The sequence below is a fragment of the Isoptericola luteus genome (assembly GCF_020297055.1).
Classification (GTDB): domain Bacteria; phylum Actinomycetota; class Actinomycetes; order Actinomycetales; family Cellulomonadaceae; genus Isoptericola; species Isoptericola luteus.
The window spans coordinates 34,039-58,221 of the sequence record NZ_JAIXCQ010000005.1 but is presented as its reverse complement, the minus strand read 5'-3'; the positions used below and the strand labels follow the sequence as shown (position 1 = coordinate 58,221).

Genomic DNA, 24,183 nt, shown 5'->3' with positions numbered 1-24,183 from the left:
GCTCAGGGTGTCGCGGGGTGGGGGGCGGTCAGGCGAGGGCGTCGACGAGCGCGTCGATGTACGCCTGGGCGGACAGCGGCCCGCCGAACATCCAGATGCCGTCCGGGATGCGGTGCACGTCGCCCGCGGTCACGAAGGGCAGCTGCTCCCACACCTTGTTGTCCTTGAGACCGTCGGCGAACGGGTCGGCCTCGCTGGCGTTCGCGGCGTAGACGAACTGCACGTCGCCGAGCTGGGTGAGGCCCTCGACGTCGGTCTGCGCCAGGCCGTAGTCGGGGTCGCCGCCCTCGGTCCAGGCGTTGACGAGCCCGATCTCCTCGCCGAGCGCGCCGAAGAACGAGCCGGGCGTGTACATGCGGACCGAGACGGTGCCGTTCGCGAGCCAGCCGTCGGCCATGGTGAACTCGGCGCCGCCGACGCCGGCCTCCTCCAGGGCCGCGGTGGCCTCGACGACCTTGGCGTCGAAGTCCGCCAGGACGGCCTCGGCCTGGTCCTGGGTGCCGGTCACCTCGGACAGCGTGGTGACGGTCTGGCGCATGTAGCCGATCGGGTCCTCGCCGTCCGAGCCGCGCAGGGTCAGCACGGGGGCGATCTCCTCGATCTGCGCGATGACGTTCTCGGGGATGTCCGTCGTGGTGACGACGAGGTCCGGCTCGAGCGCGGAGATCGCGTCGAGGCTCGGCTCGCCGCGCGTGCCGACGTCGGGGATGCCGGCATCGATCGGCGCGACCGTGTCCCAGGTGTTGTATCCGGCGACGTCGGCCTGGCCGGCGGGCTCGACGCCGAGCGCCACGAGGTTCTCCGTGAGGCCCCACTCGAGGGAGACGACGTCCACGGCCGGGGCGTCGAGGGTGTGCTCGCCACGCTCGTCGGTGTACGTGACCGGGCCGGCGGCCGCGGCGGTCTCGCCGGCCGCCTCGGCAGCCGGGTCCTCGGTGGTGCCGCAGGCGGCGAGCGCGACGACGGCGAGCGCCGCCGTGACGCCGGCGACCAGGGGACGGGTGGTGATGCGCATGGGTGTCCTTCGGGTTGTGGTGACGCAGAGCAGGGGGGATCGAGGTGCCGGGACGTCGCGCCCCGGCAGGCCCGTCAGACCGCGACGGCCTGGTCCGTGAGGACCCGCACGTCGTCGTCGGCGGAACGCCGCACGTCGTGCCGGCCGACGGCCTCGCAGCAGGTGCGGCCCGTCACGGGGTGGGTGTAGACGGCGACGTCGATGCCGTAGACGTCGGTGAGCAGGTCACCGGTCAGGACGTCGTCGACGCTGCCGGCGGCACGCACCACGCCGGAGTCCAGGAGCACGACGTGGTCGGCGACCTGGGCGGCCTGGTTGAGGTCGTGCAGCACGACGCCGACCGCGACGCCGTGCACGGCCGCGAGGTCGCGCACCAGGTCGAGCAGCTCCACCTGGTAGCGCAGGTCGAGGTAGGTGGTCGGCTCGTCGAGCAGGAGCACGCCCGTGTCCTGGGCGAGGCAGGTGGCGAGCCAGACGCGCTGCAGCTCTCCCCCGGACAGCTCGTCGACGCCGCGGTCCGCCATGGCTGCCACGCCCGTGACCTCCATGGCGTGCCCGACGGCGCGGGGGCCGTCGGGGTCGGCGGTGCGGAACCGTCCGCGGTACGGGTGGCGGCCGTAGGCGACGACGTCGCGCACGGTGACGCCGCTCGGGGTCGGCCGGCTCTGCGAGAGCAGCGTCACCTGCCGGGCGAAGTCCTTGGGGTGCAGCGCGAGGGCGTCGGCGCCGTCGGCGCCGAGCGTGACCCCGCCGGCGTCCGGCCGGTGCAGGCGCGCGAGCGAGCGCAGCAGCGTCGACTTGCCCGAGCCGTTCGGGCCCAGGAGCGCCGTGACGGCGCCACGGCGCAGCTCGATCGCGGCGCCGGTGACCACGGTGCGCCGGTCGTAGGACAGGTTCAGGTCCCGGCCCGCCAGCGCGAGGCCCTCCGTCGGTAAGGTCTGACTCACAAAGGTGAGGCTAACCTTCATCGCCCTCGGTGAACACCCCCGGATCTGTGATCCGGCTCACCGGTGCCGCGAAGGGACGGGTCAGCCCGCGCGCGTCGCCCAGAACGCCACGGCCGACGCCGCGGCCACGTTGAGCGAGTCCACTCCCCCGGCCATCGGGATCTTGACCACGACGTCCGCGGCCGCCACGGCGCCGCGCGACAGGCCGTCGCCCTCGGTGCCGAGCACCATCGCCAGCCTCTCCGGCGGGTCGGCTGCGAGGTCGTCCAGGCTGACGGCGTCGTCGGACAGCGCGAGCGCCGCCACGGTGAACCCGTCGGCGGCGAGCGCCTCCAGCCCGCCGGGCCACGACTCGAGCCGCGTCCACGGCACCTGGAAGACGGTGCCCATCGAGACCCGCACGCTGCGCCGGTACAGCGGGTCGGCGCAGCGCGGGGAGACGAGCACGGCGTCGACCCCGAGGGCCGCGGCGCTACGGAAGATCGCCTCCACGTTCTTCGCGTTCGGTCCACGTGGGCATGCATGGGAGACTCGCTCCGTGAGCGATGTCACATTTCTCGCCCAGCGCGAGCCCGTGGACGAGTACGGCCGAGCCCTCTATGCGGTGGCTAGATCCATCTTGAGTGCCTTGCTGGATCAGCTAAGCCTCCAAGACCTCAACGTTGACCGAGTAAACGTCACAATGCGACAGATGTCGCATTATGCAAGACTCGAACGCGACAAGGGAATGCGCGGAGACGGCTTCGAATGGGCAGTCCACGAAGCAATCGCTGGCGAAGAACCACGCGTGACGGAAATCGTTGCTGATGCGCTCGCACGAACCTCTCCGAAAGTGTTCAAGGGCTCTTCCGGAACCACTTCGCTTCTCTTCGGCTACGAGCGAGCTAAGTATCTTGGCTTCCTCGAAGCTGTGGTACAGGACGCCGGCGAGCAAGCCGTGCTCTTACCCGATAGCCAGGGGCGCCCGTATCGCTTCGGAAGCGACTGGCTCCGCCATGCAGCCCGCGGTGCAGGATCAGAATCTATGCTCGGCCATCGCATTCGGAAGGTATGGAAATCTGATGCCTTTCTTTCCAACGAGCATGCTAGACGGTATGCGGCCGCGACGATTAAGAGCAATCATCACCAGCTGGAGGGAGGCCCTGGCCTCCGGGTCGGCATCGTTCCGGCAGCCAAGGACCTCAGCCCCGGCGTTCGCTATGACCGCGCCCGTGGGCTCTGGCTCGCTGTCCTCCCGGACCCCGATGGCTTTATGGGCCTATTTAACGACGCATACTGGTCCGTAGCGTCGGCGGTATACACGATCGGAAAACAGCAACGACCGCCGTACTACCTCAAGCCCAGTGCGAAGGGTCAGCGTGTTGCCGAGCAGCTTGAGAGATTTCCGACGGCCAAGGTTTCAGATATTCTTGGCGGACTCAACGAGGCCGCACAACAAGATCTCATCGGCGTGGATCACAGGCTCGTTTCCGTACAGGCACCCGAGTGGCTCCTAGTAAATGAGACTAGGACACCCGTACTCGCGCCACGTCCCAGTTTTGAACCACTCGACTAGCCGTCCCGGTACGGCACGCTAGAAAACACGAGTTGCCCAGAATGCGACAGCTGACGCCGCAGCGACGTTGAGCGAGTCAACGCCCCCTGCCATCGGAATCTTCACGACCATGTCCGCTGCCGCGACGGTCTTCGGTCGGAGTCCATCGCCCTCGGTCCCGAGCACGAGTGCTAGCCGATCGGGCGGGTCGGCCGCAAGGTCATCGAGGCTCACTGCGTCGTCCGATAGTGCGAGTGCCGCGACAGTGAACCCAAGTTCGCGCAACAGGTCGATGCCACCGGCTTGGCCGCTCCCCCCGGCAGCGCTCGGCCAGTCCGGCATGCGTGTCCACGGCACCTGGAAGACCGTTCCCATCGACACCCGCACCGAGCGGCGATAGAGCGGGTCCGCGCATCGCGGTGTCACGAGCAGTGCGTCGACGCCGAGTGCAGCACACGACCTCATCACTGCCCCCACGTTCGTGTGGTCGACGATGTCCTCCAGCACCGCGACTCGCCGCGCCCCGGCACCCCCGCGAGCGCCCGTGACCAGCTCGTGCACGCCCGGCAGCACGGGCCGGTGCATGGCCGCGAGCGCCCCCCGGTGCAGGTGGAAGCCCGTGATCCCCTGCAGCACGTCGTCCTCGGCCACGAACACCGGCACCTCGGGGTGCGCGGCCAGCACGTCGGCCATCGTGGCGAGCGACTTGTCGGCCATGAGGAACGAGCGGGGGCGGTGACCCGCCTCCAGCGCACGGCGGATCACCGAGGACGACTCCGCCATGAACAGCCCCTCGGCGGGCTCTCGCACGGAGCGCAGCCGGACGTCCGTGAGGTCGGTGTAGTCGCGCAGGCGCGGGTCGGCGGGGTCGGTGACACGGACGACGGGGACGCCGGCGGGGCCGTCGGGGGTGGGGATGCTCACCGCGACATTCTCCCCCGCGGCGGTTCGGTGCCCGCTCAGGCGCCGAGCACGTCCTCGAGCGTCCGCGGCCCGGCGGCCGTGCGCCAGGTGCCGGGCGTGCACCCGTGCCGGCGGACGAACGCGCGGTGGAACCCCGGCGCCGACTCGTACCCGACCCGGCCCGCGACGGCCGCGACCGACGCCCCCGGCTCGCGCAGCAACCGGGCCGCGACGTCCATGCGGTGCCCGGCGACGTACGCCATCGGCGGCTCCCCGACGACGGCGGCGAACCGCTCGGCGAAGGCCGAGCGGGACAGGCGCGCCCGCGCGGCCAGCGACTCCAGGGTCCACGGCTCCGCCGGGGCGCCGTGCACCGCCCGCAGGACGGGTCCGAGCGCCGGGTCCCGCAGGGCGCCCAGCCAGCCGGACGCCGGCTCGGCCGCCTCGAGCCAGCCGCGGATCGCGTGCACCAGCACGACGTCCGCCAGGCGCGCGGTGACCACGTCCGTGCCCGGGCGGGGGTGGCGTGTCTCGTCGCCGATGGCCTCGACGACCGCGCGCGTCGCACCGCCGCCTGGCGCCCGCAGCACCGGGGGCAGGCTCGCGAGGAGCCGGCCCACGCCGGGGTCCGCGAAGCCGGCGGCGCCGCACACCAGTGTCGCGGGCCGGCCGCCGCCGTCGATCCGCAGCTGCTCGTAGCGCTCCTGGACGACGGTGCGCTCGACGTCCCACAGTCCGGATGCCGGGTCCTCCCGGGTGCCTGTGACGCGATGGCCGGTGCCGTGCGGCACCAGCACGACGTCGCCGGGCGCGAGGTCGAGCGTCGCGCCCTCGACGTCGACGACGGCGCGCCCGTCGAGGAGCAGGTGGTACATCAGCGTGCGGGGCAGGGCGGGCAGCTCCAGCCCCCACGGCTCGCTGAACCGGCCGGTGGAGCAGAAGACGCCCACCATCTCGAGCTCGCCCAGCACCTCGCCCCACGGGTCGCCCTGCCGGGCACCGGGGTCTCTGCGCACCTCGACCGGAGGAACGACGGCCGTCGAGGCCACGCTCTGCATCATGTCCCTATCCTGCGAGCGTCCGGACGATCGGTCAAGAGAATCGGCAACTTGCTCATTGTCCGTCCTGGCAGCGTCGTCAAGGCTGGACGCATCGAGGGGCCGCACCGGTCCCCACCAGCAAGGAGACGATCATGGACGTTCTCGTCGTCGGGGCGACGCGCGGCACGGGCCGCGCGGTCACCGAGGAGCTCGTGGCCCGAGGCCACGACGTCACCGCTTTCGGCCGCACCGCGAGCGCCGCCTACGCGCCTACCCGGCACCACGTGCCCGGACCGGGCACCGTGCGCGCCGTCGACGGCGACGTGCTGGACCCGGACGCCGTCGCGAAGGCGCTGGTCGGGCAGGATGCCGTCGTCGTCACCCTCGGCATCTCCGACAACCCGCTCGCGGTGCAGTACCTGCGCCGCGCCGGCACGGCACCCGACGTGCGCTCGCGCGGGACCGCCGTCCTGCTCGAGCAGATGCGCCTGGGCGGCCCCCGACGCGTCGTCGTGCAGACCACGTACGGGCTCGGGGACTCGTGGCAGCATCTGGACCTCACCTGGAAGCTCGTGTTCCGGCTCGTCATCGGCCGCCAGCTCGTCGACTCCGCGCGCCAGGAGGAGGCCGTCCGCGACAGCGGGCTCGCCTGGACCGTCGTGCGCCCCGTCTCGCTGACGGACGCGCCGTGGTCGGGGCCGGCGCGCGTCACGACCGACGACAGCCGCGGCGCGCTCAAGGTGTCCCGCGCTCAGGTGGCCCACGTGCTCGCCGACGCGCTCGACGACGCCGCCACGGTGGGCGCCACCCTCAGCGTCTCCGCATGACGCCGGTCGCAGCGGTGCGACCTGCTGACCGGCGCGCCCCGCCGCTGTCGGGGCCGCGTGCCAGGATCGCGGGGTGACTCACGACCCCATCACCGCACCCGCCCCGGCCGTCGTCCTGCGCGGCCGCACGGCCGACGACCTGCCGGCGCTCGTCGAGGCGCTCGAGGCCCAGCAGCCGGCGTCCGGCTACCCCCACCGGTGGCCGCTGCCCTACCCGGTCGAGCAGTTCGTCGTCCGCGAGGACGAGGAGCGCGCCTGGGTCGCCGAGATGGCGGGCCGGGCCGTCGGTCACGTCAGCGTGACGACCGTGCCCGACGACCGGTACGGCGCCATCTGGTCGGCGGGCGCGGGCCGGCCCGTCGCCGAGCTGGGATGCGTGTCCGTGCTCTTCCTGGGCCCGCAGGCGCAGGGCCGCGGCATCGGCGGGGCCCTGCTCGACGTCGCCGTCGCGCACCTGCGGGCCCAGAGGCGCACCCCGGTGCTCGACGTCGACGACCGCGACGGCGTCGCGCACGCCGTGTACGTGCACCGCGGGTGGCGCGTCGTGGGCGAGGCCCGGTTCGACTGGCAGCACGAGGGGGCGCCGCCCGCCCGGCTGCTCGTGCTCCCCGACCCCGGAGAGGAATCGAGCGTGCTGGCTTGATCCTCGCACGGCCCGTGTGAGGATCAAGCCAGCACGCTTGATCGGGGGTCGGGGTCAGACCTCGGCGCGACCCGCGGCGATCTCCTCCTCGTCCACGACGGGGGCGCTGAACTGGGAGTCGTACAGCCGGGCGTAGGCGCCGTCGGCGGCGAGCAGCGTCTCGTGGTCCCCCTGCTCGACGATCTGCCCGTGCTCCATCACCACGATGAGGTCCGCGTCGCGGATCGTGGAGAGCCGGTGCGCGATGACGAACGACGTCCGGTTCGCGCGCAGAGCGTTCATCGCCTGCTGCACGAGCACCTCGGTCCGGGTGTCCACCGAGCTCGTGGCCTCGTCCAGGACGAGGATCTCCGGGTCGGCGAGGAACGCGCGGGCGATGGTCACCAGCTGCTTCTCCCCCGCGGACAGCGAGGTCGCCTCGTCGTCGAGCAGGGTGTCGTAGCCCTCGGGCAGCGTGCGCACGAACGAGTCCACGTGCGTGGCGCGCGTCGCGGCGAGGAAGTCCTCGTCGGACAGGCCGGCGTCGGCGCGCACCCCGTACCGCAGGTTGTCGGCGATGCTGCCCTGGAACAGCCACGTGTCCTGCAGCACCATGCCGATCCGCGAGCGCAGGTCGTCTCGCGTCAGCTCGCGGGTGTCGACGCCGTCCAGCGTGATCCGGCCGCCGTCGACCTCGTAGAAGCGCATGAGCAGGTTGACCAGGGTGGTCTTGCCCGCGCCGGTGGGGCCGACGATCGCCACCGTCTGCCCGGGCTCCGCCACGAGGTCCAGGCCTTCGATGAGCGCGGTCTGGGGGTCGTAGGAGAACGACACGTCCTCGAACGCGACCCGCCCTCGCACGTCCGCGAGGCGCCGCGGGTCCGCCGGGTCCGGGTCCTGCTCGGGTGCGTCGAGCAGCTCGAACACGCGCTCGGCCGACGCGACGCCGGACTGGAGCAGGTTCATCATCGAGGCGATCTGCGACAGCGGCTGCGTGAACTGGCGCGAGTACTGGATGAACGCCTGCACGTCGCCCAGCGAGAGCTGGCCCGAGGCCACCCGCAGGCCGCCGATCACGGCCACGAGCACGTAGTTGAGGTTGGCCAGGAAGCCCATGGACGGCTGCATCGTGCCCGAGATGAACTGCGAGCGCCGGGACGCGTCGTACAGGGCGTCGTTCTCCGTGGCGAAGGTGGCAGCCGCGGCCTCCTGGCGCCCGTACACCTTGACCAGCGCGTGCCCGGTGAACATCTCCTCGACGTGCGCGTTGAGCCGGCCGGTGGCGGCCCACTGCGCCACGAACTGCGGCTGGGATCGCTTGGCGATCTGCACCGTGAGGATCACCGACAGCGGCACGGTGACGAGTGCCACCAGCGCCAGCACCCACGAGATCCAGAACATCATCGCGAGCACGCCCACCACCGTGAGCAGGGACGTCACGAGCTGGGCCAGCGTCTGGGTCGTCGTCTGCGCGACGTTGTCGATGTCGTTGGTGACGCGCGACAGGATCTCGCCCTTGGCCTGCTTGTCGACGTAGCTCAGGGGCACGCGGTGCAGCTTGGCCTCGACGTCGTCGCGCAGGCGGCGCATCGTGTTCTGCACCGCGATCGTCATGATCCGCGCCTGCATCCACCCGAACAGGAACGCGCCGACGTAGATCGCGAGCACCGTCAGGAGGATCTGGCCGAGCCGCGCGAAGTCCACGCCCTGGCCGACGACCAGGTGGTCCATCGACTCCAGCAGGCCGGCCTGCGCGGTGTCGCCGGACGCACGCAGCTGGTCGATCGCCTGCTCGGCCGTGGTGCCCGCGGGCAGGGTGTCGCCGAGCGCCTTGCCGACCACGCCCTCGAAGATCACGTTGGTCGCGTCGCCCAGGATCTTCGGCCCGGCCACGCTGAGCGCGACCGAGACCACGCCGCACAGGGTCAGGAGGACGACGCGCGTGCGCTCGGGGCGCATCACCCCGGCGAACCGCCGCAGCGACCCGCGGAAGTCCATCGCCTTGACGACCGGGGGGCCGCCTGCCATCCCCATCGGGCCGCCGGGACCCCGTCGCGCGGGGGGCGCCTTGCTCTCGGTGCTCATGCCGCCTCCTCGAGGGACATCTGGGAGGAGACGATCTCCTGGTAGGTCGCGTTCTCGGCCAGCAGCTCGGCGTGCGTGCCGCGGCCGACGATGCGGCCCTGGTCGAGCACGAGGATCTGGTCGGCGTCGCGGATGGTCGCGACCCGCTGGGCGACGACGATCACCGTCGCCTCGCGCGTCCGCGGCCGGAGCGCGGCCCGCAGCCGAGCGTCCGTGGCGTAGTCGAGCGCGGAGAACGAGTCGTCGAAGAGGTACACGTGGGGCCGGCGCACGACGGCGCGCGCGATCGCCAGCCGCTGGCGCTGCCCGCCGGAGAACGTGGACCCGCCCTGGGCCACCGGCGCCTGGAGCCCCTCGGGCAGCGCCTCGACGAAGTCGCGCGCCTGCGCGATCTCCAGGGCCGCCCACATCTCGTCGTCGGTCGCGTCCGCGCGCCCGTAGCGCAGGTTGTCGGCCACCGTCCCGCTGAACAGGTAGGCCTTCTGCGGTACCAGTCCCAGCAGCGAGCCGACGTCCGCGGACGCCAGGTCGCGCACGTCCACGCCGTCGATCGTCACCTGGCCGCCCGTGACGTCGACCAGGCGGGGTACCAGACCCAGCAACGTGGTCTTCCCGGCTCCGGTGGAACCGATGATCGCGGTGACCTCGCCGGGCACCGCCGTGAACGTCAGGTCCTGGAGCACGGGCTCGTCGGCCCCGGGGTACCGGAACTCGACCCCCTCGAAGCGCACCACCCCGCGCGGGCCCGCGCCGTCGGAGAGCGCGGTCAGCGGGACGGGCGCGACCGGCTCCGTCACGGACGTCTCGGTGTCGAGCACCTCGGTGATGCGCCCCGCCGCGACGGCCGCGCGCGGCACCATCATCACCATCATCGTCGACATCATCACCGCCATGAGGATGAACATGATGTAGCTGAGGAACGCCATGAGCGCCCCCACCTGCATCTGTCCGCTCTCGATGCGCTGGGCGCCGAACCACAGCACCGCGACGCTCGAGGCGTTCATGATGAGCATGACCATCGGGAAGGCGAGCGCCATGAGCTTGCCCGCGTTCAGGGACGTGTCGTACAGCGCCTCGTTCGTGGCGCCGAACCGCTCGAGCTCGCGCCGCTCGCGGACGAACGCCCGTACCACGCGCAGGCCCGTGATCTGCTCGCGCAGCACCGCGTTGATCGCGTCGATCCGCTTCTGCATGGCCCGGAAGTAGGGCACCATCCGCCACATCAGCAGGCCGACGGCGATGCCGAGCACCGGCACCATCACGAGCAGCAGCGCCGACAGCTCCACGTCCTCCTGCAACGCCATGATGACGCCGCCGACCAGCATGATCGGCGCCATCACCATGATGGTGAACGTCATGAGCACCACCATCATCACCTGCTGCACGTCGTTGGTGGTGCGGGTGATGAGCGACGGGGCGCCGAACCGGCCGAGCTCGCGGGCGGAGAAGCCCTGCACGGCGTCGAAGAGGTCGCGGCGCACGTCCCGGCCCAGGGCCGTCGCCGCACGGGCGCCGAGCAGCACGGCCCCGATCGCGCACGCGACCTGGACGAGGCTCACGACGAGCATCCAGCCGCCGACGCGCATGATGTAGGCGGTGTCGCCCTGCGTCACCCCGTTGTCGACGATGTCGGCGTTGAGCGACGGCAGGTACAGCGAGGCGAGCGTCGCGAGCAGCTGCAGGGCCAGCAGCGTCCACACGGCGCCCGCATAGGGGCGCAGGTAGGTCCGCGCGAGGGAGACGAGCATCAGGATTCCTCGGGTCGGGTGGGTCGGGGGGTCGCTCGGTGGTGGTTCTCCGGCACCGCGGCACGGCGGTCCTGCTCTTTTTCCTCGGTCCGCGCGATGCCGTGCACGAGGGCGTCGGCGATGACGGCGGCGTCGGGGGCGGGAACCAGGTGGTCGACGCGGCCGTGCGTACCGGCGATGCTCGCCTCCAGCATGGCGACGGCGACGTCGACCGGCACCCGTAGCCGGTGGGCGTCCGGCGCGAGCACCGCGCCGAGCCCGTCGATGGTGGCCTGCCGCTGCAGCTCGCGCTGCTCCATGAGGCTCACCCGGAAGTCCTGGACGTCTTTGCCGGGCACCTGGTCGCGTGCGCCGGCGCGGTGGTGCAGCAGGCGCAGCACCGACATCCACCGCACGACGTCGGCCATCCGGTGGCGTCCGAGCTCGATGACCTGGGTCAGCCGGGCCTCCAGGGGCTGCCCCCGGTCGATCGCCGCGAGCTCGGCCCGCGTCGCGTCGGGGCCGGAGGCGCGGTGGAGGCCCTCGACGGCGACCGCACCGACCAGGGTGTGCTTGTCGCCGAACGCCCTGAAGATCGTCCCTTCCGCCACGCCCGCGGCGTCGGCGAGCTCGCGGCTCGTGACGTCGATGCCACGCTCGCCCACGAGCGGCAGGACCGCCTCGACGATCGCGCTGCGCCGGTCGTCGGGCGACAGAGGTGCAGCGCGCCTGCCGGGGGTCGGGCTGGGGGTCACGGCGTCCACCGTAAATGAGTGAGCGCTCACTCCGCAACTGGCGCCCGCCACGCCGCTCCCCGGCGCGCGAGAGGGCCGCCACCCCTCGGGGTGACGGCCCTCTCGATCCTGACGTAGCTCGGCGGACTCGGCGTGTTCCCGCCGTCCGACGCGGCGCCCGCTCAGCCGGTCACGGCTGCGACGGGTCCTCCGGGTCCACCCCGAGCGGCCGGGGCGCCGCGCCGGGGGTGGACGGAGGGAGCGGCGGCTCGGCCACCGGACGCTGACCACGCTCGGCGCCCGGGTCGAACGGCGAGCCCGAGCGCGTCCCCGCACTGGTCGCGTCCGCCGTCGCGGCCTCGGCCTGGCGGCGCGCCTCGGCGAGCGCCTCGCCCGGGTCGGTCAGCGCCGACTCGCCGAACAGCGGGCGCTGCCGCTGCGTCGGGCCGTCGTCACCCTCGGAGGGCGGCGCCGGGATCCCGGGGGTACCGGGCGTGCCGCCGAAGCCCTGCGCGATCGACCCGAGAGCCGCGGTGAACTCCGTGGGCACGACCCACAGCTTCGAGGCCGTGCCGTTGGCGATCTGCGGCAGCATCTGCAGGTACTGGTACGCGAGCAGCTTCGGGTCGGCGTCGCCCTGGTGGATGGCGTCGAAGACCTGGAGGATGGCGCGCGCCTCGCCCTCGGCCGTGAGGATCGCCGACTGGGCGGTGCCCTCCGCGCGCAGGATCTGCGACTGCTTCTCGCCCTCGGCCGTGAGGATCGCCGACTGCTTGACGCCCTCGGCCGTGAGGATCGTCGCTCGGCGGTCGCGCTCGGCGCGCATCTGCTGCTCCATGGCACCCTGCACGCTCGCCGGCGGGTCGATCGACTTGAGCTCGACGCGGTTGACGCGCACGCCCCATCGGCCGGTCGCCTCGTCCAGCACCCCGCGGAGCTGGCCGTTGATCTGGTCGCGGCTGGTCAGCGTCTGCTCCAGGTCCATGGAACCGACCACGTTACGCAGCGTGGTCACCGTGAGCTGCTCGATGCCGGTGATGTAGTTCGCGATCTCGTAGACGGCCGACTTGGGCTCGGTGACCTGGAAGTAGATCACCGTGTCGATGCTGACCACGAGGTTGTCGCTCGTGATCACGGGCTGCGGGGCGAACGAAACCACCTGCTCGCGCAGGTCGACGCCGGCGCGCACCCGGTCGATGAACGGGAAGAGCCAGTGCAGGCCGGGCTCGAAGGTCTTGTTGTACCTACCGAGGCGCTCGATGATCTGGGCCGTCGCCTGCGGCACGACCCGCACCATCTTGAAGAGCGCGACGATGAAGAAGATCACGAGCGCGATGATCAAGATCCAGATGGCGACAGAGCCGGCGGTCACTTCTTCGGACACGGTGTCCCTTTCTTGTCAGGACGAGAGCCGGTGGCCGGGGTCCCGGCCACCGGGGTCAGGCGGGATGCTCGTGCGACGTCACCACGGGCACGACCACGGCGGTCGCCCCGTCGATCCGCACCACGCGCACCTCGGTGCCCTCGGGCAGGGCGTCCGAGCTGTTCGGGACGCCGTCGTCCTCGAGCCGCGCGCTCCAGACCTCGCCGGCGAGCTTCACGCGGCCACCGGTCTCGGTGACGGTCGCGATGACCACGGCGGGCCGGCCCACGTGCGCGGCGGCGTTGGTCTCCACGAGCGGGCCGCGCGCGCGGAGGTGCTGCAGCAGCCAGGGCCGCAGAGTGAAGACGAACAGCGCGGCGACGAGGCACGCCACGACGAACTGGAGCCACAGGGGCCCACCCAGGGCCGCCGTGGCCGCGCCGCCGAGAGCACCGCCCGCCAGCATGATGAACACGAGGTCCAAGGAGAGCATCTCGATCACGGCCAGCACCAGCGCCGCGCCGACCCACCACAGCCACGAATCCATGGTCACCTCCACCAGAGCCCGCACCGGGGAGCATGTCCTCCGGTCACAGGGTTTTGCTTAGACTTTACCAAGCAATCGCACGCCCCCGAAAGATCTCAGCGGCCGCCGGGCCGCGCGGCGCGCGCCAGCCAGCGGCCGCCCCCGTGGGCCACCATGAGCGGCATCCCGAAGGCCTCGGAGAGGTTGTCGGCCGTGAGCGTCTCGCCCAGCTGGCCGGCCGCCTGGACGGTGCCCTGGCCGAGCAGCAGCAGGTGGGTGAACCCGGGCGGGATCTCCTCCACGTGGTGCGTGACCAGCACCAGCACGGGGGACGCCTCGTCCCCGGCGAGCTCGGACAGCGCCCCCACGAGCTCCTCCCGGCCCGCCAGGTCGAGCCCCGCACCGGGCTCGTCGAGCAGCAGGATCTCGGGGTCCGTCATGAGGGCCCTCGCGATCTGGACGCGCTTGCGCTCCCCCTCCGACAGCGTGCCGTAGTGCCGGTCGGCGAGCTCGGCCACGTCGAACGCCGCGAGGAGGTCACCGGCCCGCTCGTCGTCGAACGCCTCGTACTCCTCCTGCCACCGGCCGGTCACGCCGTAGGCGGCGGTCAGGACGACGTCGCGCACCTTCTCGTGGCCAGGGATGCGCTCGGCGAGCGCCGCGGACGAGAAGCCGATGCGGGGGCGCAGCTCGAAGACGTCGACCCGGCCGATCCGCTCACCGAGCAGGTCCGCCGTCCCGGCCGTCGGGTGCAGCCGACCGGCGAGGATCTGCAGGAGGGTCGTCTTGCCGGCGCCGTTAGGACCCAGGACCACCCAGCGCTCGCCCTCGTTCACCTGCCAGTCGACGCCGTCGAGAATGGTCTTGGGGCCGCGTCGGACGGTGACGCCCTGCAGGTCGAGAACCGCGCTCATGAGGCCCGACCCTACCCGAGCGCGACGCCCGCACCGGCGTCCCGCACCGGCGCCCGGACGGCGCGACCTGCCTGCACGCACCTCCGCACGCCGTCTAGGGTGGGTGCCCGTGGAGACCGACCAGAACGCCCTCCCGCGCAGCGTCGTGCTGGCGCTGTGGCTCGGCGCGGTCGGCACCTCGCCGGGCGTCGCCGTCCGCAGCGTCCAGGACGACGACGAGCCGCACACCGTCGCCGGGCTGCCCGGCACCAGCGCCGACGCCGGGCTCAAGGACCTCGTCACGTCGTGGTGCACCGGCCCCCGGGAGGTCTGCGCGCTCCTGCCCGCGCCGGGCGACCCCGCCGGTGTCCCCGCCGACGTGAACCCCCAGGCCACCGAGGCGGGCGAGTGCGTGGTCGTGACGACCCCGCACGGCTCGTGGGCCGCCGTGCCGCAGGTCACCGCTTTCGGCAGCTCGCTGGAACCGGGCCACCTGGTGCGCTGGGAGGTCCGGCCGGTGCCCGCCTGGACCACCCTCGTCGCCGGAGCGCTCGGGTCGCTCCCGGACGCCGAGCGGGACCTGCGCACGAGCCTCGTGGTGGCCACCGACGCGCTGGACTCCCTCGACGTCGCCCGCTGGCGCGACGACGCGGCGGACGCGATCGAGCGCGTGCGCCGCAGCACCACGTCCGGCTGGCCCGTGCCCGACCTCGACGGGCGCCGCGGCCGGGTGCTGCAGCTCGCGACCCGGCTCCTGGCGATCGTCGACCTCGCGACCGTCGACGAGGGCGGCGCGGTCAACCTCTGGCAGTCCGACCAGCGCACCACGGCGCTGCGCGAGGTGGAGCGCACGGCGCGCCACGCGCTGTCGGCCGCCACCTACAGCACGCTGCGGTAGACCTCCATCGTCCGCTGCGCGATCGTCGACCAGGCGAAGTGCTCCTCCGCGCGACGGCGGCCCGCCGCTCCCATCGCCCGGGCTCGGGCCGGGTCCTCGAGCACCCTGGTGAGCGCGCCCATCAGGTCGGCCACGAACCGGTCGGGGTCGAGCGGCGTCCCGGTGCCGTCGTCGGACTGCTCGATCGGCACGAGCGCACCGGTCACGCCGTCGTCGACCACCTCCGGGATGCCGCCGGTGGCGGTGCCGACGACGGGCAGGCCCACCGCCATCGCCTCGAGGTTGACGATGCCCAGCGGCTCGTAGACCGACGGGCACACGAAGACGGTGCTCGCGGCGAGCACCGCCACCAGGTCGGGGCGCGGGAGCATCTGCTCGATCCAGACCACGCCGGCGTCGTCGCCGGGCGGCCCGCCGCGAGCCCGCCGCAGCTCGTCGACCAGGCCGCGGACCTCCGCCATGATCTCGGGCGTGTCCGGCGCGCCGGCGCAGAGCACCACCTGCACCTCGCGCGGCAGGAGCGCCGCCGCGCGCAGCAGGTACGGCAGCCCCTTCTGCCGGGTGATCCGGCCGACGAACACCACCGCGGGCGCCTCCGGGTCGATGCCGAGCGCGCGCACCGTGCGGTCGGCGGCCTCGTCGCCCGCCGGCGGCCGCTGCCACCCCGCGAGGTCGATGCCGTTGTGCACCACGCGCACGCGCTCGGGGTCCAGCTCGGGGTACACGCGCAGGATGTCGGCACGCATGCCCGCCGACACCGCGACGACCGCCGCGGCGGACAGGTAGGCCGTGCGCTCGGCCCACGACGACACCGCGTACCCGCCGCCGAGCTGCTCGGCCTTCCACGGCCGCAGCGGCTCCAGCGAGTGGGCCGTCACGACGTGCGGGACGCCGTGCAGCAGGGACGCCAGGTGCCCGGCCAGGTTCGCGTACCAGGTGTGCGAGTGGACGACGTCGGCCCCGGCCACGTCCGCCGCCATCTGGAGGTCGACGCCCAGCGTGCCCAGCGAGGGGTTCGCCCCCGCGAGCTCGGCGGGCACGCCGTACCCCGTCACCCCGGGGCCGCCGTCGGGGCGCGGGCCGTCGAAGCACCGGACCCGCACGTCCGCCTGTCCGCGCAGCGCTGCGGACAGCTCGGCGACGTGCACGCCGGCGCCCCCGTACACGTGCGGCGGGTACTCCCGGGTCAGCAGGTCGATCCGCACGGAGGGCGGCGCAGGTGTCGAGGCGGTGCTCACGCACGCCAACCTAACGTGATCCGGTGCCCGACCGCCGCCGCACCGGGCGGTCGCGCGGCGCCAGGGGCTCGAAGGTCCTAGGGTCGGGTCCATGGCGTCGACCCACCCCCGCGTGCTCGCGATCGTCCTCGCCGGCGGCGAGGGGAAGCGGCTCATGCCGCTCACTGCCCAACGGGCCAAACCGGCCGTCCCGTTCGGCGGGATCTACCGCCTCGTGGACTTCGCGCTGTCGAACATCATCAACTCGCGCTACCTCCAGGTGATCGTGCTGACGCAGTACAAGTCGCACTCGCTGGACCGGCACATCTCCAAGACCTGGCGGATGTCCCCGCTGCTGGGCAACTACGTCTCGTCCGTGCCGGCGCAGCAGCGCGTCGGCAAGCACTGGTACCTCGGCAGCGCGGACGCGATCTACCAGTGCCTCAACATCATCTCCGACGAGCGGCCCGACATCGTCGTGGTGGTGGGCGCCGACCATGTCTACCGCATGGACTTCTCGCAGATGGTCGAGGCCCACGTCTCCTCGGGCGCACGGGCCACTGTCGCGGCCATCCGGCAGCCGATCGCCATGGCCGACCAGTTCGGCGTCATCGACGTCGACCCGGACGACCCCACCCGGATCCGCGACTTCCTCGAGAAGCCCGTCGCCCCGGTCGGGCTGCCGGACTCCCCCACCGAGGTGCTCGCCTCGATGGGCAACTACGTCTTCGACGCGGACGCGCTCGTCGAGGCGGTCACCAAGGACTCGGCGGACCCGGACTCGCGGCACGACATGGGGGGCGACATCGTGCCCGCGTTCGTCGCCGAGGGCACCGCCGCCGTCTACGACTTCATCCGCAACGACGTGCCCGGCTCGACCGACCGCGACCGGGACTACTGGCGCGACGTCGGCACGATCGACGCCTACTTCGACGCGAACCAGGACCTCATCACCGTCCAGCCCGTGTTCAACCTCTACAACTCGGACTGGCCGCTCTTCACGGGCTACACCGGCCTGCCGCCCGCCAAGTTCGTGCACGCCGGGGCCGGCCGCCTCGGCCACGCCGCCGACTCGATCGTCTCGCCTGGTGTCCTCATCTCCGGGGCGACGGTCGCAGGGTCCATCCTGTCCCCGGGCACGTACCTGCACTCCTGGGCAACCGTCACGGACTCCGTCCTGATGGACCACGTCCAGGTTCACAGGCACGCCCAGGTCCACCGCTCCATCCTCGACAAGAACGTGGTGGTGGGCGAGCGGGTCCGGATCGGCGTCGACCACGACGAGGACCGGGCCCGTGGGTTCACCGTCACGGCGTCGGGGATCACCGTCGTCCCGAAGGGCACCGTCCTTGCCTGATCAGCAGTCCGCGCACTCGCACGTCCTCCCCCGCAGGCTCGTCGTCACCGACGTCGACTCCACGTTCATCACCGCCGAGGTCATCGAGCTCATCGCCGACCACGCGGGCACGCGCGCCCAGGTGGCCGCCGTCACGGAGCGCGCGATGCGCGGCGAGCTGGACTTCGCCGGCTCCCTGCGCGAGCGCGTCGCCACGCTGGCCGGTGTCCGGACGGAGGCCCTTGACGCGGTGCGTGACGCCGTCGAGCTGACCCCCGGCGCCCGCGAGCTCGTCGCCGAGACGCGGCGGCGCGGCTGGGAGTTCGGCCTCGTCTCCGGGGGGTTCGCGGAGATCCTCGAGCCGCTCGCGGAGTCGCTCGGCATCCGCCTGTGGCGCGCCAACCGCCTCGAGGTCTCGGACGGCGTGCTGACCGGCCGCACCGTCGGTCCCGTGATCGACCGCGCGGACAAGGCCGCGACCCTGCGGCGCTGGGCCGCCGAGTGCGGGATCGCCATGACCGACACCGTCGCGGTGGGCGACGGCGCGAACGACCTCGACATGATCGGCGCCGCCGGCATCGGGATCGCGTTCGCCGCCAAGCCGGTGGTGCGCGCCCAGTCGCCGTTCAGCGTCGACGGCCCCCGGCTGGACGCGGTCCTCGACGTCATCGACGGGGTCGACGCCGTCGCCGGGACCTAGGGCGCCCCAGCGGCCCTCCGGTCAGGAGGGCCGGCCGACGTGGACCAGCCGGACCGCCGACCTGCCCCAGCCCGACCAGGGCAGGTCGGCGGACTCGAGCACGGAGTAGGTCGCGGTCGGGACCCCGACGCGCACCTGCGCGAGCGCCGCGTCGTCGGACCCCTCCCCCGCGAGGTGGGCGGCCGTGGCCGCCATCGTCGGCTCGTGGCCGACGACGAGGACGGTCCGGACGTGGTCGGGCACGTCGCGCAGCAGCGCGACCACGTCCTTCACGCTCGACTCGTACAGCTCGTCGCGGACCTGCAGCACCACGTCCGCGGCACCGTCGAGGTGCGCGGAGGCGAGGTCCCAGGTCTGGCGGGTCCGCAGGGCGGAGGAGACGAGGGCCAGATCGGGCACGAGCCTCGCCGCCGTCAACGCCATGCCCACCCGGGAGGCCTGCTTGCGGCCCGTCAGCGCGAGCGGACGCTGGTCGTCCGTGACGACGCCGCGCCCCGGCTCGGCCTTGGCGTGCCGCAGGAGGACCAGGCGCCGCACCGGCGCTGTCCCCTCGGCGTGCGAATCGGCTCTCATGCTCCCCGTCCACCCGTTCCGTGACTACTGCGGAGAGTAGTCGACCCCGCGCCGGTCCAGGTGCGGACCGGTCACTGACCCATCGCGTGCACTCCGCCATCGACGTGGACGATCTCGCCGGTCGTGGCGGGGAACCAGTCGGACAGGAGAGCCACCACGGCGCGCGCCGCAGGCTCCGCCGTCGTCTGGTCCCAGCCGAGCGGCGCGCGACGCGGCCAGGCCTCCTCCATGGTCTCGAAGCCCGGGATGGACTTCGCCGCCGTGGTGCGGATGGGCCCGGCGGAGACGAGATTACACCGGATGCCGTGCGGCCCCAGGTCACGGGCCAGGTAGCGGTTCGCGGACTCGAGACCGGCCTTGGCGACGCCCATCCAGTCGTAGACCGGCCAGGCGAACTGCGCGTCGAACGTGAGCCCCACGTACGCCCCGCCCGACATGAGCGGGCGCGCCGCCTCGACCAGCGACTTGTAGGAGTACGTCGAGACCTGCAGCGCCGTGGCGACGTCGTCCCACCCCGCGGCGAGGAAGTTGCCGCCCATGACCGTCTGGGGCGCGAACCCGATGGAGTGCACGACGCCGTCCAGGTGGTCGGTGTGCTCGCGGACGCGGTCGGCGAGCGCGGCCAGGTCGTCTCCGCTGGTGACGTCGAGCTCGACGACCGGCGCCGTGACCGGCAGGCGCTTGGCAAAGGCCTGCGTGAGCTTCATCTGGCGCCCGAAGGACGTCAGGACCACCTCGGCGCCCTCCTCCTGGGCCAGCCGGGCCGCGTGGAACGCGATCGAGCTGTCGGTGAGGACGCCGGTGATGAGGAGCTTCTTGCCGTCGAGCAGAGCCATGATGACCTTTCGCTGGGTGCGGGGAGAGCGTGGGGCGGCCGGGGCCGCGGTGGCACGGGAGCGGTCAGTGCCCCATGCCGAGTCCGCCGTCGACGGGGACGACGGCGCCGGAGACGTAGGCCGCGGCGTCCGAGGCCAGGAACTGGACCACGCCCGCGACCTCGTCGGTGGAGGCGAACCGCCCGGCGGGGATGGACGCCTTGTACTGCTGCTGGGTCGCCTCGGGCAGGGTGGCCGTCATGTCGGTCTCGACGAAGCCCGGTGCCACCACGTTCGCGGTGATGCCGCGCCCGCCGAGCTCACGGGTGATCGAGCGCGCCATGCCGACCAGGGCGGCCTTGGACGACGAGTAGTTGACCTGCCCGGGCCCGCCGTACAGCCCGACGACCGAGCCGACGAGCACGATGCGGCCCTTGCGCGCGCGGATCATGCCCTTCGACGCGCGGCGCACGCAGCGGAACGTCCCGGTGAGGTTGACGTCCAGGACGGTCTCGAACTCCTCGTCGCTCATCCGCATGAGGAGCTGGTCGCGGGTCACGCCCGCGTTGGCGACGAGCACCTCGACCGCGCCCAGCGACTTCTCGATCTCGGCGAACGCCGCGTCCACGGCCGCGCTGTCGGTGACGTCGGCCACGAAGCCGTGCACGCCCGCGGGCAGGTCGCCGCCGCGGTACAGGGTGGCGACGGTGTCGCCGGCCGCCACGAAGCGCTCGGCGATGGTGCGGCCGATGCCGCGGGCGGCTCCGGTCACGACCACGACGCGAGCGGGGGTCTCCTGGGGCTGCGCGGCGGGGGCGTCGGTCACGGTTCTCTCCTCGGGCGGCGGGTACGGCGTGCGGTCTGTCGGGACGGGACACGGGTGTGCCCGGCCCAGGGTGACGCTACCCCGGACCGGCCAGGACACCGGCTGGGGACGGGCCACAGCGGATCGCGACCGTTTGTCGGTTACCTACAACCCGGAGCCGTCCGGGGGCGTGAGGAAGGCACCCGTGCCGCCGTAGACTGGCACGGTGAGCAATGCCCGATCGACGCCGGCCGGAGCGCCTTCGCCCGGGCGCGGGCAGCCTCCTGCACAGGGCCCGGCCGACGTCCCGTCGATCACGAACGCCCCGGAGCCGCTCTCCGAGGACCAGGCGCGCCGGACCCGGCGGTACCTCGTGCAGATGGGTATCCGGCTCGTCTGCTTCCTGTCCGCGATCTTCCTCGCGCGCGGGATCCTCTGGCTGCAGATGGTGCTCCTCGCGGCCGCCGTCGTGCTCCCGTACTCGGCCGTGCTGTTCGCCAACGCGGGCCGCGACCGGGTCACCTACGACACCTCGCCCTTCGTGAGGGCCGACCTCCCGGCGCTGCGGGCGCCCGCGGACCCGGCCCCGGCCCCACCCGGCGACGCGGCCTCGCCGTCGAGCGGTCCCGGCCGCGTCATCGAGCACCAGGACGACGAGGCCCCCGACGACACCGACGCCCGCGAAGACACCGACGACACCCGCGACGACACCCCGGGCACCCGCTCGGACGACCCGACGAAGGAGCACTGATGGACCTGCTCGGAGGCAGCGCCGACCCCGTGGCGGGCGAGCTGATCTGCTCCGCGAAGGGCTGCCGCGGCGAGGCCCGGTGGGGGCTGCTGTGGAACAACCCGCGGCTGCACACCCCGGAGCGCCGCAAGGTGTGGCTGGCGTGCGACACGCACCGCGAGCACCTCGAGCAGTTCCTCGGGGCGAGGTCCTTCTGGAAGCAGACCGTGCCCGTCACGGAGCTCGAGCGCGCGTGACCACGCCCGTCCCCGAGCAGCCGTCCCCCGACGGGGCCGACGCCCCGCGGACCCGCCGCCAGTGGGTCACCCTCGGCCTCGCGGCGGTGCTCCTCGCCGCCCTCTGCGTCCTCGCCGCGTTCTGGCAGTGGCACCGCTACACCGACCGGCAGGCGCAGATCGACCTCGTCGAGTCCAACTACGCCTCCGCCCCGGTCCCGCTCGGCGACGTCCTCGACGGCCCCGGCGACACGCTCGGCGACGACGACGTCTGGCGTCCCGTCGAGGCCACCGGCACCTACCGGCCGCAGGACACCGTGCTGCTGCGGAACCGTCCGGTGGGCGGCACCGCCGGGTTCCACCTGCTCGTCCCGTTCGAGACCACGCTCGCCGACGGGCAGCAGGTCGTGCTCGTCGTCGACCGGGGCTTCGTCCCGGTCGGGGCGGACGCGAGCGAGCCGGCCGCCGTCCCCGACCCGCCCGACGGCGAGGTGCGCGTCGAGGTCACGATGCGCGCCGACGAGCCCGCCTCGGACCGCGGCACCCCCGACGGGCAGGTGCAGGCGATCAGCACCGACCAGGTGCTCGCGGCCGGGCCCGGCGGCGGCGCGTGGGCGCAGGGCCGCACGGTCGGCGCCTACGGCCAGCTGCGGGCGGAGGACCCGGCCCCGACGACGGCGCTGGTCGCGCTGCCCGAGCCGGACACGGATCCCGGCTCCCACCTCAGCTACACGTTCCAGTGGTGCGTGTTCGCGCTGGGCGCGGTCGGCGGCTTCGTCGCCCTGTGGCGGCGCGAGACGCGCCCCGCCACCGTCACTGCCGGCGACCTGCTCGCGGCCGGCCCGGACCCCGGCGGGTCGCGGGGGCGCGGGGCGGCGCGACCCCGACGCGCCCCCCGGCGCGTCGACGAGGACTACGAGGACGCCCTGATCGACGCCGCGGAGGACTCCGCGGCGGCAGGCGGCGGCACCCCCCGTCAGGCCAGGGACACCAGCTCGGCGTAGTCGTCCGACCAGAGGTCCTCGTCACCGTCCGGCAGCAGCAGGACGCGGTCCGGCTCCAGGGCCTCGACCGCGCCGTCGTCGTGGGTGACCATCACGACGGCCCCCTCGTACGTGTTGAGCGCCCCGAGGATCTCGGCGCGCGACGCAGGGTCGAGGTTGTTGGTGGGCTCGTCGAGCAGCAGCACGTTGGCGCTCGAGACCACGAGCGTCGCCAGCGCCAGCCGGGTCTTCTCGCCGCCGGAGAGCACGTGCGCGGGCTTCTCGGCGTCGTCGCCGCTGAACAGGAACGAGCCCAGCACGGAGCGCACCTGGGTGTCCGTGAGGTCGGGCGCCGCGTGCCGCAGGTTCGCCACGACCGTCGCGTCCATGTCGAGGGTGTCGTGCTCCTGCGCGTAGTAGCCGATCTTGAGCCCGTGCCCGGGCACGACCTCGCCCGTGTCGGACGCCTCCACACCGGCCAGGATGCGCAGCAGCGTCGTCTTGCCGGCGCCGTTGAGCCCCAGGATCACGACCCGGGAGCCCCGGTCGATCGCGAGGTCGACCCCGGCGAAGACCTCCTGCGAGCCGTAGCTCTTGGACAGCTCCTCGGCGGTGAGCGGCGTGCGCCCGCACGGTGCCGGCGTCGGGAAGCGCAGGTGCGCGACCCGGTCGGCCTGGCGCTCGCCCTCGAGGCCCGAGAGCATGCGCTCCGCGCGCTTCATCATGTTCTGGGCGGCTGTGGCCTTGGTCGCCTTGGCCCGCATCTTGTCGGCCTGGGCGAGCAGCACCCCGGCCTTCTTCTCCGCGTTGGCGCGCTCGCGGCGCCGGCGGCGCTCGTCCTGCTCACGCTGGGCGATGTAGGCGTCCCAGCCGAGGTTGTACTGGTCGAGCTCGCCCCTGTTCGCGTCCAGGTGGAACACCTTGTTCACGGTCGCCCGCAGGAGCTCGACGTCGTGGCTGATGACGATGAACCCGCCCGGGTACGACTTGAGGTAGTCGCGCAGCCACACGATGCTGTCGGCGTCGAGGTGGTTGGTGGGCTCGTCCAGCAGCAGGGTGTCGACGCCGGAGAACAGGATGCGCGCGAGCTCGATGCGCCGGCGCTGACCCCCGGACAGGGTGTTCAGGGGCTGGGCGAGCACGCGGTCGTCCAGGCCGAGGTTGCTGGTGATGCGGTGCGCCTCGGACTCGGCCGCGTACCCGCCGGCCGCGAGGAACCGTGCCTCGAGCTTCGGGTACCGCTCCATCGCCGCGGTCTGCGTCTCCGGGTCCGCCGACGCCATCTGGCCCTCGGCCTCGCGCATCTGCGCGACCACCCGGTCGAGGCCGCGGGCGCTGAGCACGCGGTCCATGGCGACGACCTCGAGGTCGCCGGTGCGCGGGTCCTGCGGCAGGTACCCGATGTCGGTGCCGCGCACGATCTTGCCGCCCGTGGGCAGGGTGTCGCCGGCGAGCGTCTTCGTGAGCGTCGTCTTCCCGGCGCCGTTGCGACCGACGAGGCCGATGCGGTCGCCCGGGGCCACGCGGAACGTGGCCTCGTGCAGCAGGACGCGGGCGCCGAAGCGCAGCTCGACGCCGTGGGCGGTGATCAAGGCAGGGGTGTCCTTCGACAAGGGGGTGGGAGGCTCCTCCGAGTCTACGGGGCGTCGCGGGCACCGACGACGACGCACGTCA

General features: G+C 72.8%; 24 protein-coding genes and 1 pseudogene. 9 read left to right on the top strand and 16 right to left on the bottom strand.

Features of this window, described 5'->3' with window-relative positions; all coding sequences use genetic code 11:
* Positions 1 to 28 precede the first annotated feature (28 nt).
* The 3 genes and pseudogenes from LEP48_RS08950 to LEP48_RS08940 form a co-directional block, all read right to left on the bottom strand.
* Positions 29 to 1,015 (bottom strand): ABC transporter substrate-binding protein, encoded by a 987-nt coding sequence (locus LEP48_RS08950; protein ID WP_225565248.1) that lies wholly within the window; start codon positions 1,013 to 1,015, stop codon positions 29 to 31.
* 74 nt (positions 1,016 to 1,089) lie between these two features.
* Positions 1,090 to 1,962 (bottom strand): ABC transporter ATP-binding protein, encoded by an 873-nt coding sequence (locus LEP48_RS08945; protein WP_225565247.1) that lies wholly within the window; start codon positions 1,960 to 1,962, stop codon positions 1,090 to 1,092.
* 81 nt (positions 1,963 to 2,043) lie between these two features.
* A pseudogene (locus tag LEP48_RS08940) lies at positions 2,044 to 2,523 on the bottom strand (TrmH family RNA methyltransferase); the annotation flags it as partial.
* Between LEP48_RS08940 and LEP48_RS08935 the strand changes: the two are divergent.
* Positions 2,501 to 3,517, top strand: coding sequence for a hypothetical protein (locus LEP48_RS08935; protein WP_225565246.1), 1,017 nt, complete (start codon positions 2,501 to 2,503; stop codon positions 3,515 to 3,517). The pseudogene LEP48_RS08940 and the gene LEP48_RS08935 sit on opposite strands and share 23 nt — an antisense overlap.
* Before the next feature lie 18 nt (positions 3,518 to 3,535).
* Here LEP48_RS08935 and LEP48_RS08930 read toward each other — a convergent pair whose 3' ends face one another.
* Both LEP48_RS08930 and LEP48_RS08925 read right to left on the bottom strand, forming a co-directional pair.
* Positions 3,536 to 4,414, bottom strand: coding sequence for a TrmH family RNA methyltransferase (locus LEP48_RS08930; protein ID WP_422723827.1), 879 nt, complete (start codon positions 4,412 to 4,414; stop codon positions 3,536 to 3,538).
* 41 nt (positions 4,415 to 4,455) lie between these two features.
* Positions 4,456 to 5,460: an AraC family transcriptional regulator gene (locus LEP48_RS08925; protein WP_225565244.1), complete on the bottom strand. Its 1,005-nt coding sequence runs from the start codon at positions 5,458 to 5,460 to the stop codon at positions 4,456 to 4,458.
* Positions 5,461 to 5,591: 131 nt separating this feature from the next.
* On the opposite strand from LEP48_RS08925, the gene LEP48_RS08920 reads away from it, so the two are divergent.
* The gene (locus tag LEP48_RS08920) at positions 5,592 to 6,266 is read left to right on the top strand and encodes an NAD(P)-dependent oxidoreductase (protein ID WP_225565243.1); all 675 of its coding nucleotides are present in this window, start codon (positions 5,592 to 5,594) and stop codon (positions 6,264 to 6,266) included.
* A gap of 73 nt (positions 6,267 to 6,339) precedes the next feature.
* Positions 6,340 to 6,909, top strand: a complete 570-nt coding sequence (locus LEP48_RS08915; protein WP_225565242.1) for a GNAT family N-acetyltransferase — start codon at positions 6,340 to 6,342, stop codon at positions 6,907 to 6,909.
* 54 nt (positions 6,910 to 6,963) lie between these two features.
* Here LEP48_RS08915 and LEP48_RS08910 read toward each other — a convergent pair whose 3' ends face one another.
* The 6 genes from LEP48_RS08910 to LEP48_RS08885 all read right to left on the bottom strand — a co-directional run bounded on the left by LEP48_RS08910 (position 6,964) and on the right by LEP48_RS08885 (position 14,237).
* Complete coding sequence (locus LEP48_RS08910) at positions 6,964 to 8,973, bottom strand: ABC transporter ATP-binding protein (protein ID WP_422723819.1); 2,010 nt, start codon at positions 8,971 to 8,973, stop codon at positions 6,964 to 6,966.
* Positions 8,970 to 10,721 carry an ABC transporter ATP-binding protein gene (locus LEP48_RS08905; RefSeq protein ID WP_225565241.1) on the bottom strand — a complete coding sequence of 584 codons (1,752 nt, stop codon included), beginning with the start codon at positions 10,719 to 10,721 and terminating at the stop codon, positions 8,970 to 8,972. Before LEP48_RS08905 ends, LEP48_RS08910 begins: the two co-directional genes overlap by 4 nt.
* The gene (locus tag LEP48_RS08900) at positions 10,721 to 11,455 is read right to left on the bottom strand and encodes a TetR/AcrR family transcriptional regulator (protein WP_225565240.1); all 735 of its coding nucleotides are present in this window, start codon (positions 11,453 to 11,455) and stop codon (positions 10,721 to 10,723) included. Before LEP48_RS08900 ends, LEP48_RS08905 begins: the two co-directional genes overlap by 1 nt.
* Before the next feature lie 169 nt (positions 11,456 to 11,624).
* A complete protein-coding gene (locus tag LEP48_RS08895; RefSeq protein WP_225565239.1) occupies positions 11,625 to 12,818 on the bottom strand; it encodes an SPFH domain-containing protein in 1,194 nt (397 codons plus the stop codon).
* 55 nt (positions 12,819 to 12,873) lie between these two features.
* On the bottom strand, positions 12,874 to 13,344 hold the full coding sequence (locus LEP48_RS08890) for an NfeD family protein (RefSeq protein WP_225565238.1): 471 nt from the start codon (positions 13,342 to 13,344) through the stop codon (positions 12,874 to 12,876).
* Positions 13,345 to 13,439: 95 nt separating this feature from the next.
* Positions 13,440 to 14,237 (bottom strand): ABC transporter ATP-binding protein, encoded by a 798-nt coding sequence (locus LEP48_RS08885; RefSeq protein WP_225565237.1) that lies wholly within the window; start codon positions 14,235 to 14,237, stop codon positions 13,440 to 13,442.
* Positions 14,238 to 14,346: 109 nt separating this feature from the next.
* On the opposite strand from LEP48_RS08885, the gene LEP48_RS08880 reads away from it, so the two are divergent.
* Positions 14,347 to 15,114, top strand: a complete 768-nt coding sequence (locus tag LEP48_RS08880; RefSeq protein WP_225565236.1) for a hypothetical protein — start codon at positions 14,347 to 14,349, stop codon at positions 15,112 to 15,114.
* Here the strand turns inward: LEP48_RS08880 and glgA are convergent.
* Complete coding sequence (gene glgA / locus LEP48_RS08875) at positions 15,096 to 16,319, bottom strand: glycogen synthase (protein ID WP_225565403.1); 1,224 nt, start codon at positions 16,317 to 16,319, stop codon at positions 15,096 to 15,098. The two genes, LEP48_RS08880 and glgA, sit on opposite strands and share 19 nt — an antisense overlap.
* Positions 16,320 to 16,443: 124 nt before the next feature.
* Here glgA and glgC point away from each other — a divergent pair, with 124 nt between their 5' ends.
* Both glgC and serB read left to right on the top strand, forming a co-directional pair.
* Positions 16,444 to 17,688, top strand: a complete 1,245-nt coding sequence (gene glgC, locus LEP48_RS08870; protein WP_225565235.1) for a glucose-1-phosphate adenylyltransferase — start codon at positions 16,444 to 16,446, stop codon at positions 17,686 to 17,688.
* Positions 17,681 to 18,367 (top strand): phosphoserine phosphatase SerB, encoded by a 687-nt coding sequence (gene serB / locus LEP48_RS08865; RefSeq protein WP_225565234.1) that lies wholly within the window; start codon positions 17,681 to 17,683, stop codon positions 18,365 to 18,367. The genes glgC and serB overlap by 8 nt, the downstream gene beginning before the upstream one ends.
* A 21-nt stretch (positions 18,368 to 18,388) precedes the next feature.
* Here the strand turns inward: serB and LEP48_RS08860 are convergent, their stop codons facing one another.
* The 3 genes from LEP48_RS08860 to fabG form a co-directional block, all read right to left on the bottom strand.
* A complete protein-coding gene (locus LEP48_RS08860) occupies positions 18,389 to 18,940 on the bottom strand; it encodes a SixA phosphatase family protein (RefSeq protein WP_225565233.1) in 552 nt (183 codons plus the stop codon).
* A gap of 71 nt (positions 18,941 to 19,011) precedes the next feature.
* Complete coding sequence (gene fabI, locus LEP48_RS08855) at positions 19,012 to 19,776, bottom strand: enoyl-ACP reductase FabI (RefSeq protein WP_225565232.1); 765 nt, start codon at positions 19,774 to 19,776, stop codon at positions 19,012 to 19,014.
* Positions 19,777 to 19,840: 64 nt separating this feature from the next.
* Entirely contained in the window at positions 19,841 to 20,581 is a 741-nt protein-coding gene (gene fabG / locus LEP48_RS08850; RefSeq protein WP_225565231.1) for a 3-oxoacyl-ACP reductase FabG, read from the bottom strand.
* Between the two features lie 205 nt (positions 20,582 to 20,786).
* Between fabG and LEP48_RS08845 the strand changes: the two genes are divergently transcribed.
* Genes LEP48_RS08845 through LEP48_RS08835 form a run of 3 tightly spaced genes read left to right on the top strand, consistent with a single transcriptional unit; the run spans position 20,787 to position 22,530 of the window.
* On the top strand, positions 20,787 to 21,311 hold the full coding sequence (locus LEP48_RS08845; protein WP_225565230.1) for a DUF3099 domain-containing protein: 525 nt from the start codon (positions 20,787 to 20,789) through the stop codon (positions 21,309 to 21,311).
* The gene (locus LEP48_RS08840) at positions 21,311 to 21,547 is read left to right on the top strand and encodes a hypothetical protein (RefSeq protein ID WP_225565229.1); all 237 of its coding nucleotides are present in this window, start codon (positions 21,311 to 21,313) and stop codon (positions 21,545 to 21,547) included. Before LEP48_RS08845 ends, LEP48_RS08840 begins: the two co-directional genes overlap by 1 nt.
* Positions 21,544 to 22,530: an SURF1 family cytochrome oxidase biogenesis protein gene (locus LEP48_RS08835; protein ID WP_225565228.1), complete on the top strand. Its 987-nt coding sequence runs from the start codon at positions 21,544 to 21,546 to the stop codon at positions 22,528 to 22,530. The genes LEP48_RS08840 and LEP48_RS08835 overlap by 4 nt, the downstream gene beginning before the upstream one ends.
* Here LEP48_RS08835 and LEP48_RS08830 read toward each other — a convergent pair.
* Positions 22,503 to 24,101, bottom strand: a complete 1,599-nt coding sequence (locus LEP48_RS08830) for an ABC-F family ATP-binding cassette domain-containing protein (protein WP_225565227.1) — start codon at positions 24,099 to 24,101, stop codon at positions 22,503 to 22,505. The two genes, LEP48_RS08835 and LEP48_RS08830, sit on opposite strands and share 28 nt — an antisense overlap.
* Positions 24,102 to 24,183: the final 82 nt, after the last annotated feature.

What these genes read in the sequence shown, in the direction of transcription:
- LEP48_RS08950 (WP_225565248.1), bottom strand. Translation starts at nt 1,015, where the DNA reads ATGCGCATCACCACCCGTCCCCTGGTCGCCGGCGTCACGGCGGCGCTC.
- LEP48_RS08925 (WP_225565244.1), bottom strand. Translation starts at nt 5,460, where the DNA reads ATGATGCAGAGCGTGGCCTCGACGGCCGTCGTTCCTCCGGTCGAGGTG.
- LEP48_RS08920 (WP_225565243.1), top strand. Translation starts at nt 5,592, where the DNA reads ATGGACGTTCTCGTCGTCGGGGCGACGCGCGGCACGGGCCGCGCGGTC.
- LEP48_RS08910 (WP_422723819.1), bottom strand. Translation starts at nt 8,973, where the DNA reads ATGAGCACCGAGAGCAAGGCGCCCCCCGCGCGACGGGGTCCCGGCGGC.
- LEP48_RS08905 (WP_225565241.1), bottom strand. Translation starts at nt 10,721, where the DNA reads ATGCTCGTCTCCCTCGCGCGGACCTACCTGCGCCCCTATGCGGGCGCC.
- LEP48_RS08890 (WP_225565238.1), bottom strand. Translation starts at nt 13,344, where the DNA reads ATGGATTCGTGGCTGTGGTGGGTCGGCGCGGCGCTGGTGCTGGCCGTG.
- LEP48_RS08885 (WP_225565237.1), bottom strand. Translation starts at nt 14,237, where the DNA reads ATGAGCGCGGTTCTCGACCTGCAGGGCGTCACCGTCCGACGCGGCCCC.
- glgC (WP_225565235.1), top strand. Translation starts at nt 16,444, where the DNA reads ATGGCGTCGACCCACCCCCGCGTGCTCGCGATCGTCCTCGCCGGCGGC.
- LEP48_RS08860 (WP_225565233.1), bottom strand. Translation starts at nt 18,940, where the DNA reads ATGAGAGCCGATTCGCACGCCGAGGGGACAGCGCCGGTGCGGCGCCTG.
- fabI (WP_225565232.1), bottom strand. Translation starts at nt 19,776, where the DNA reads ATGGCTCTGCTCGACGGCAAGAAGCTCCTCATCACCGGCGTCCTCACC.
- LEP48_RS08840 (WP_225565229.1), top strand. Translation starts at nt 21,311, where the DNA reads ATGGACCTGCTCGGAGGCAGCGCCGACCCCGTGGCGGGCGAGCTGATC.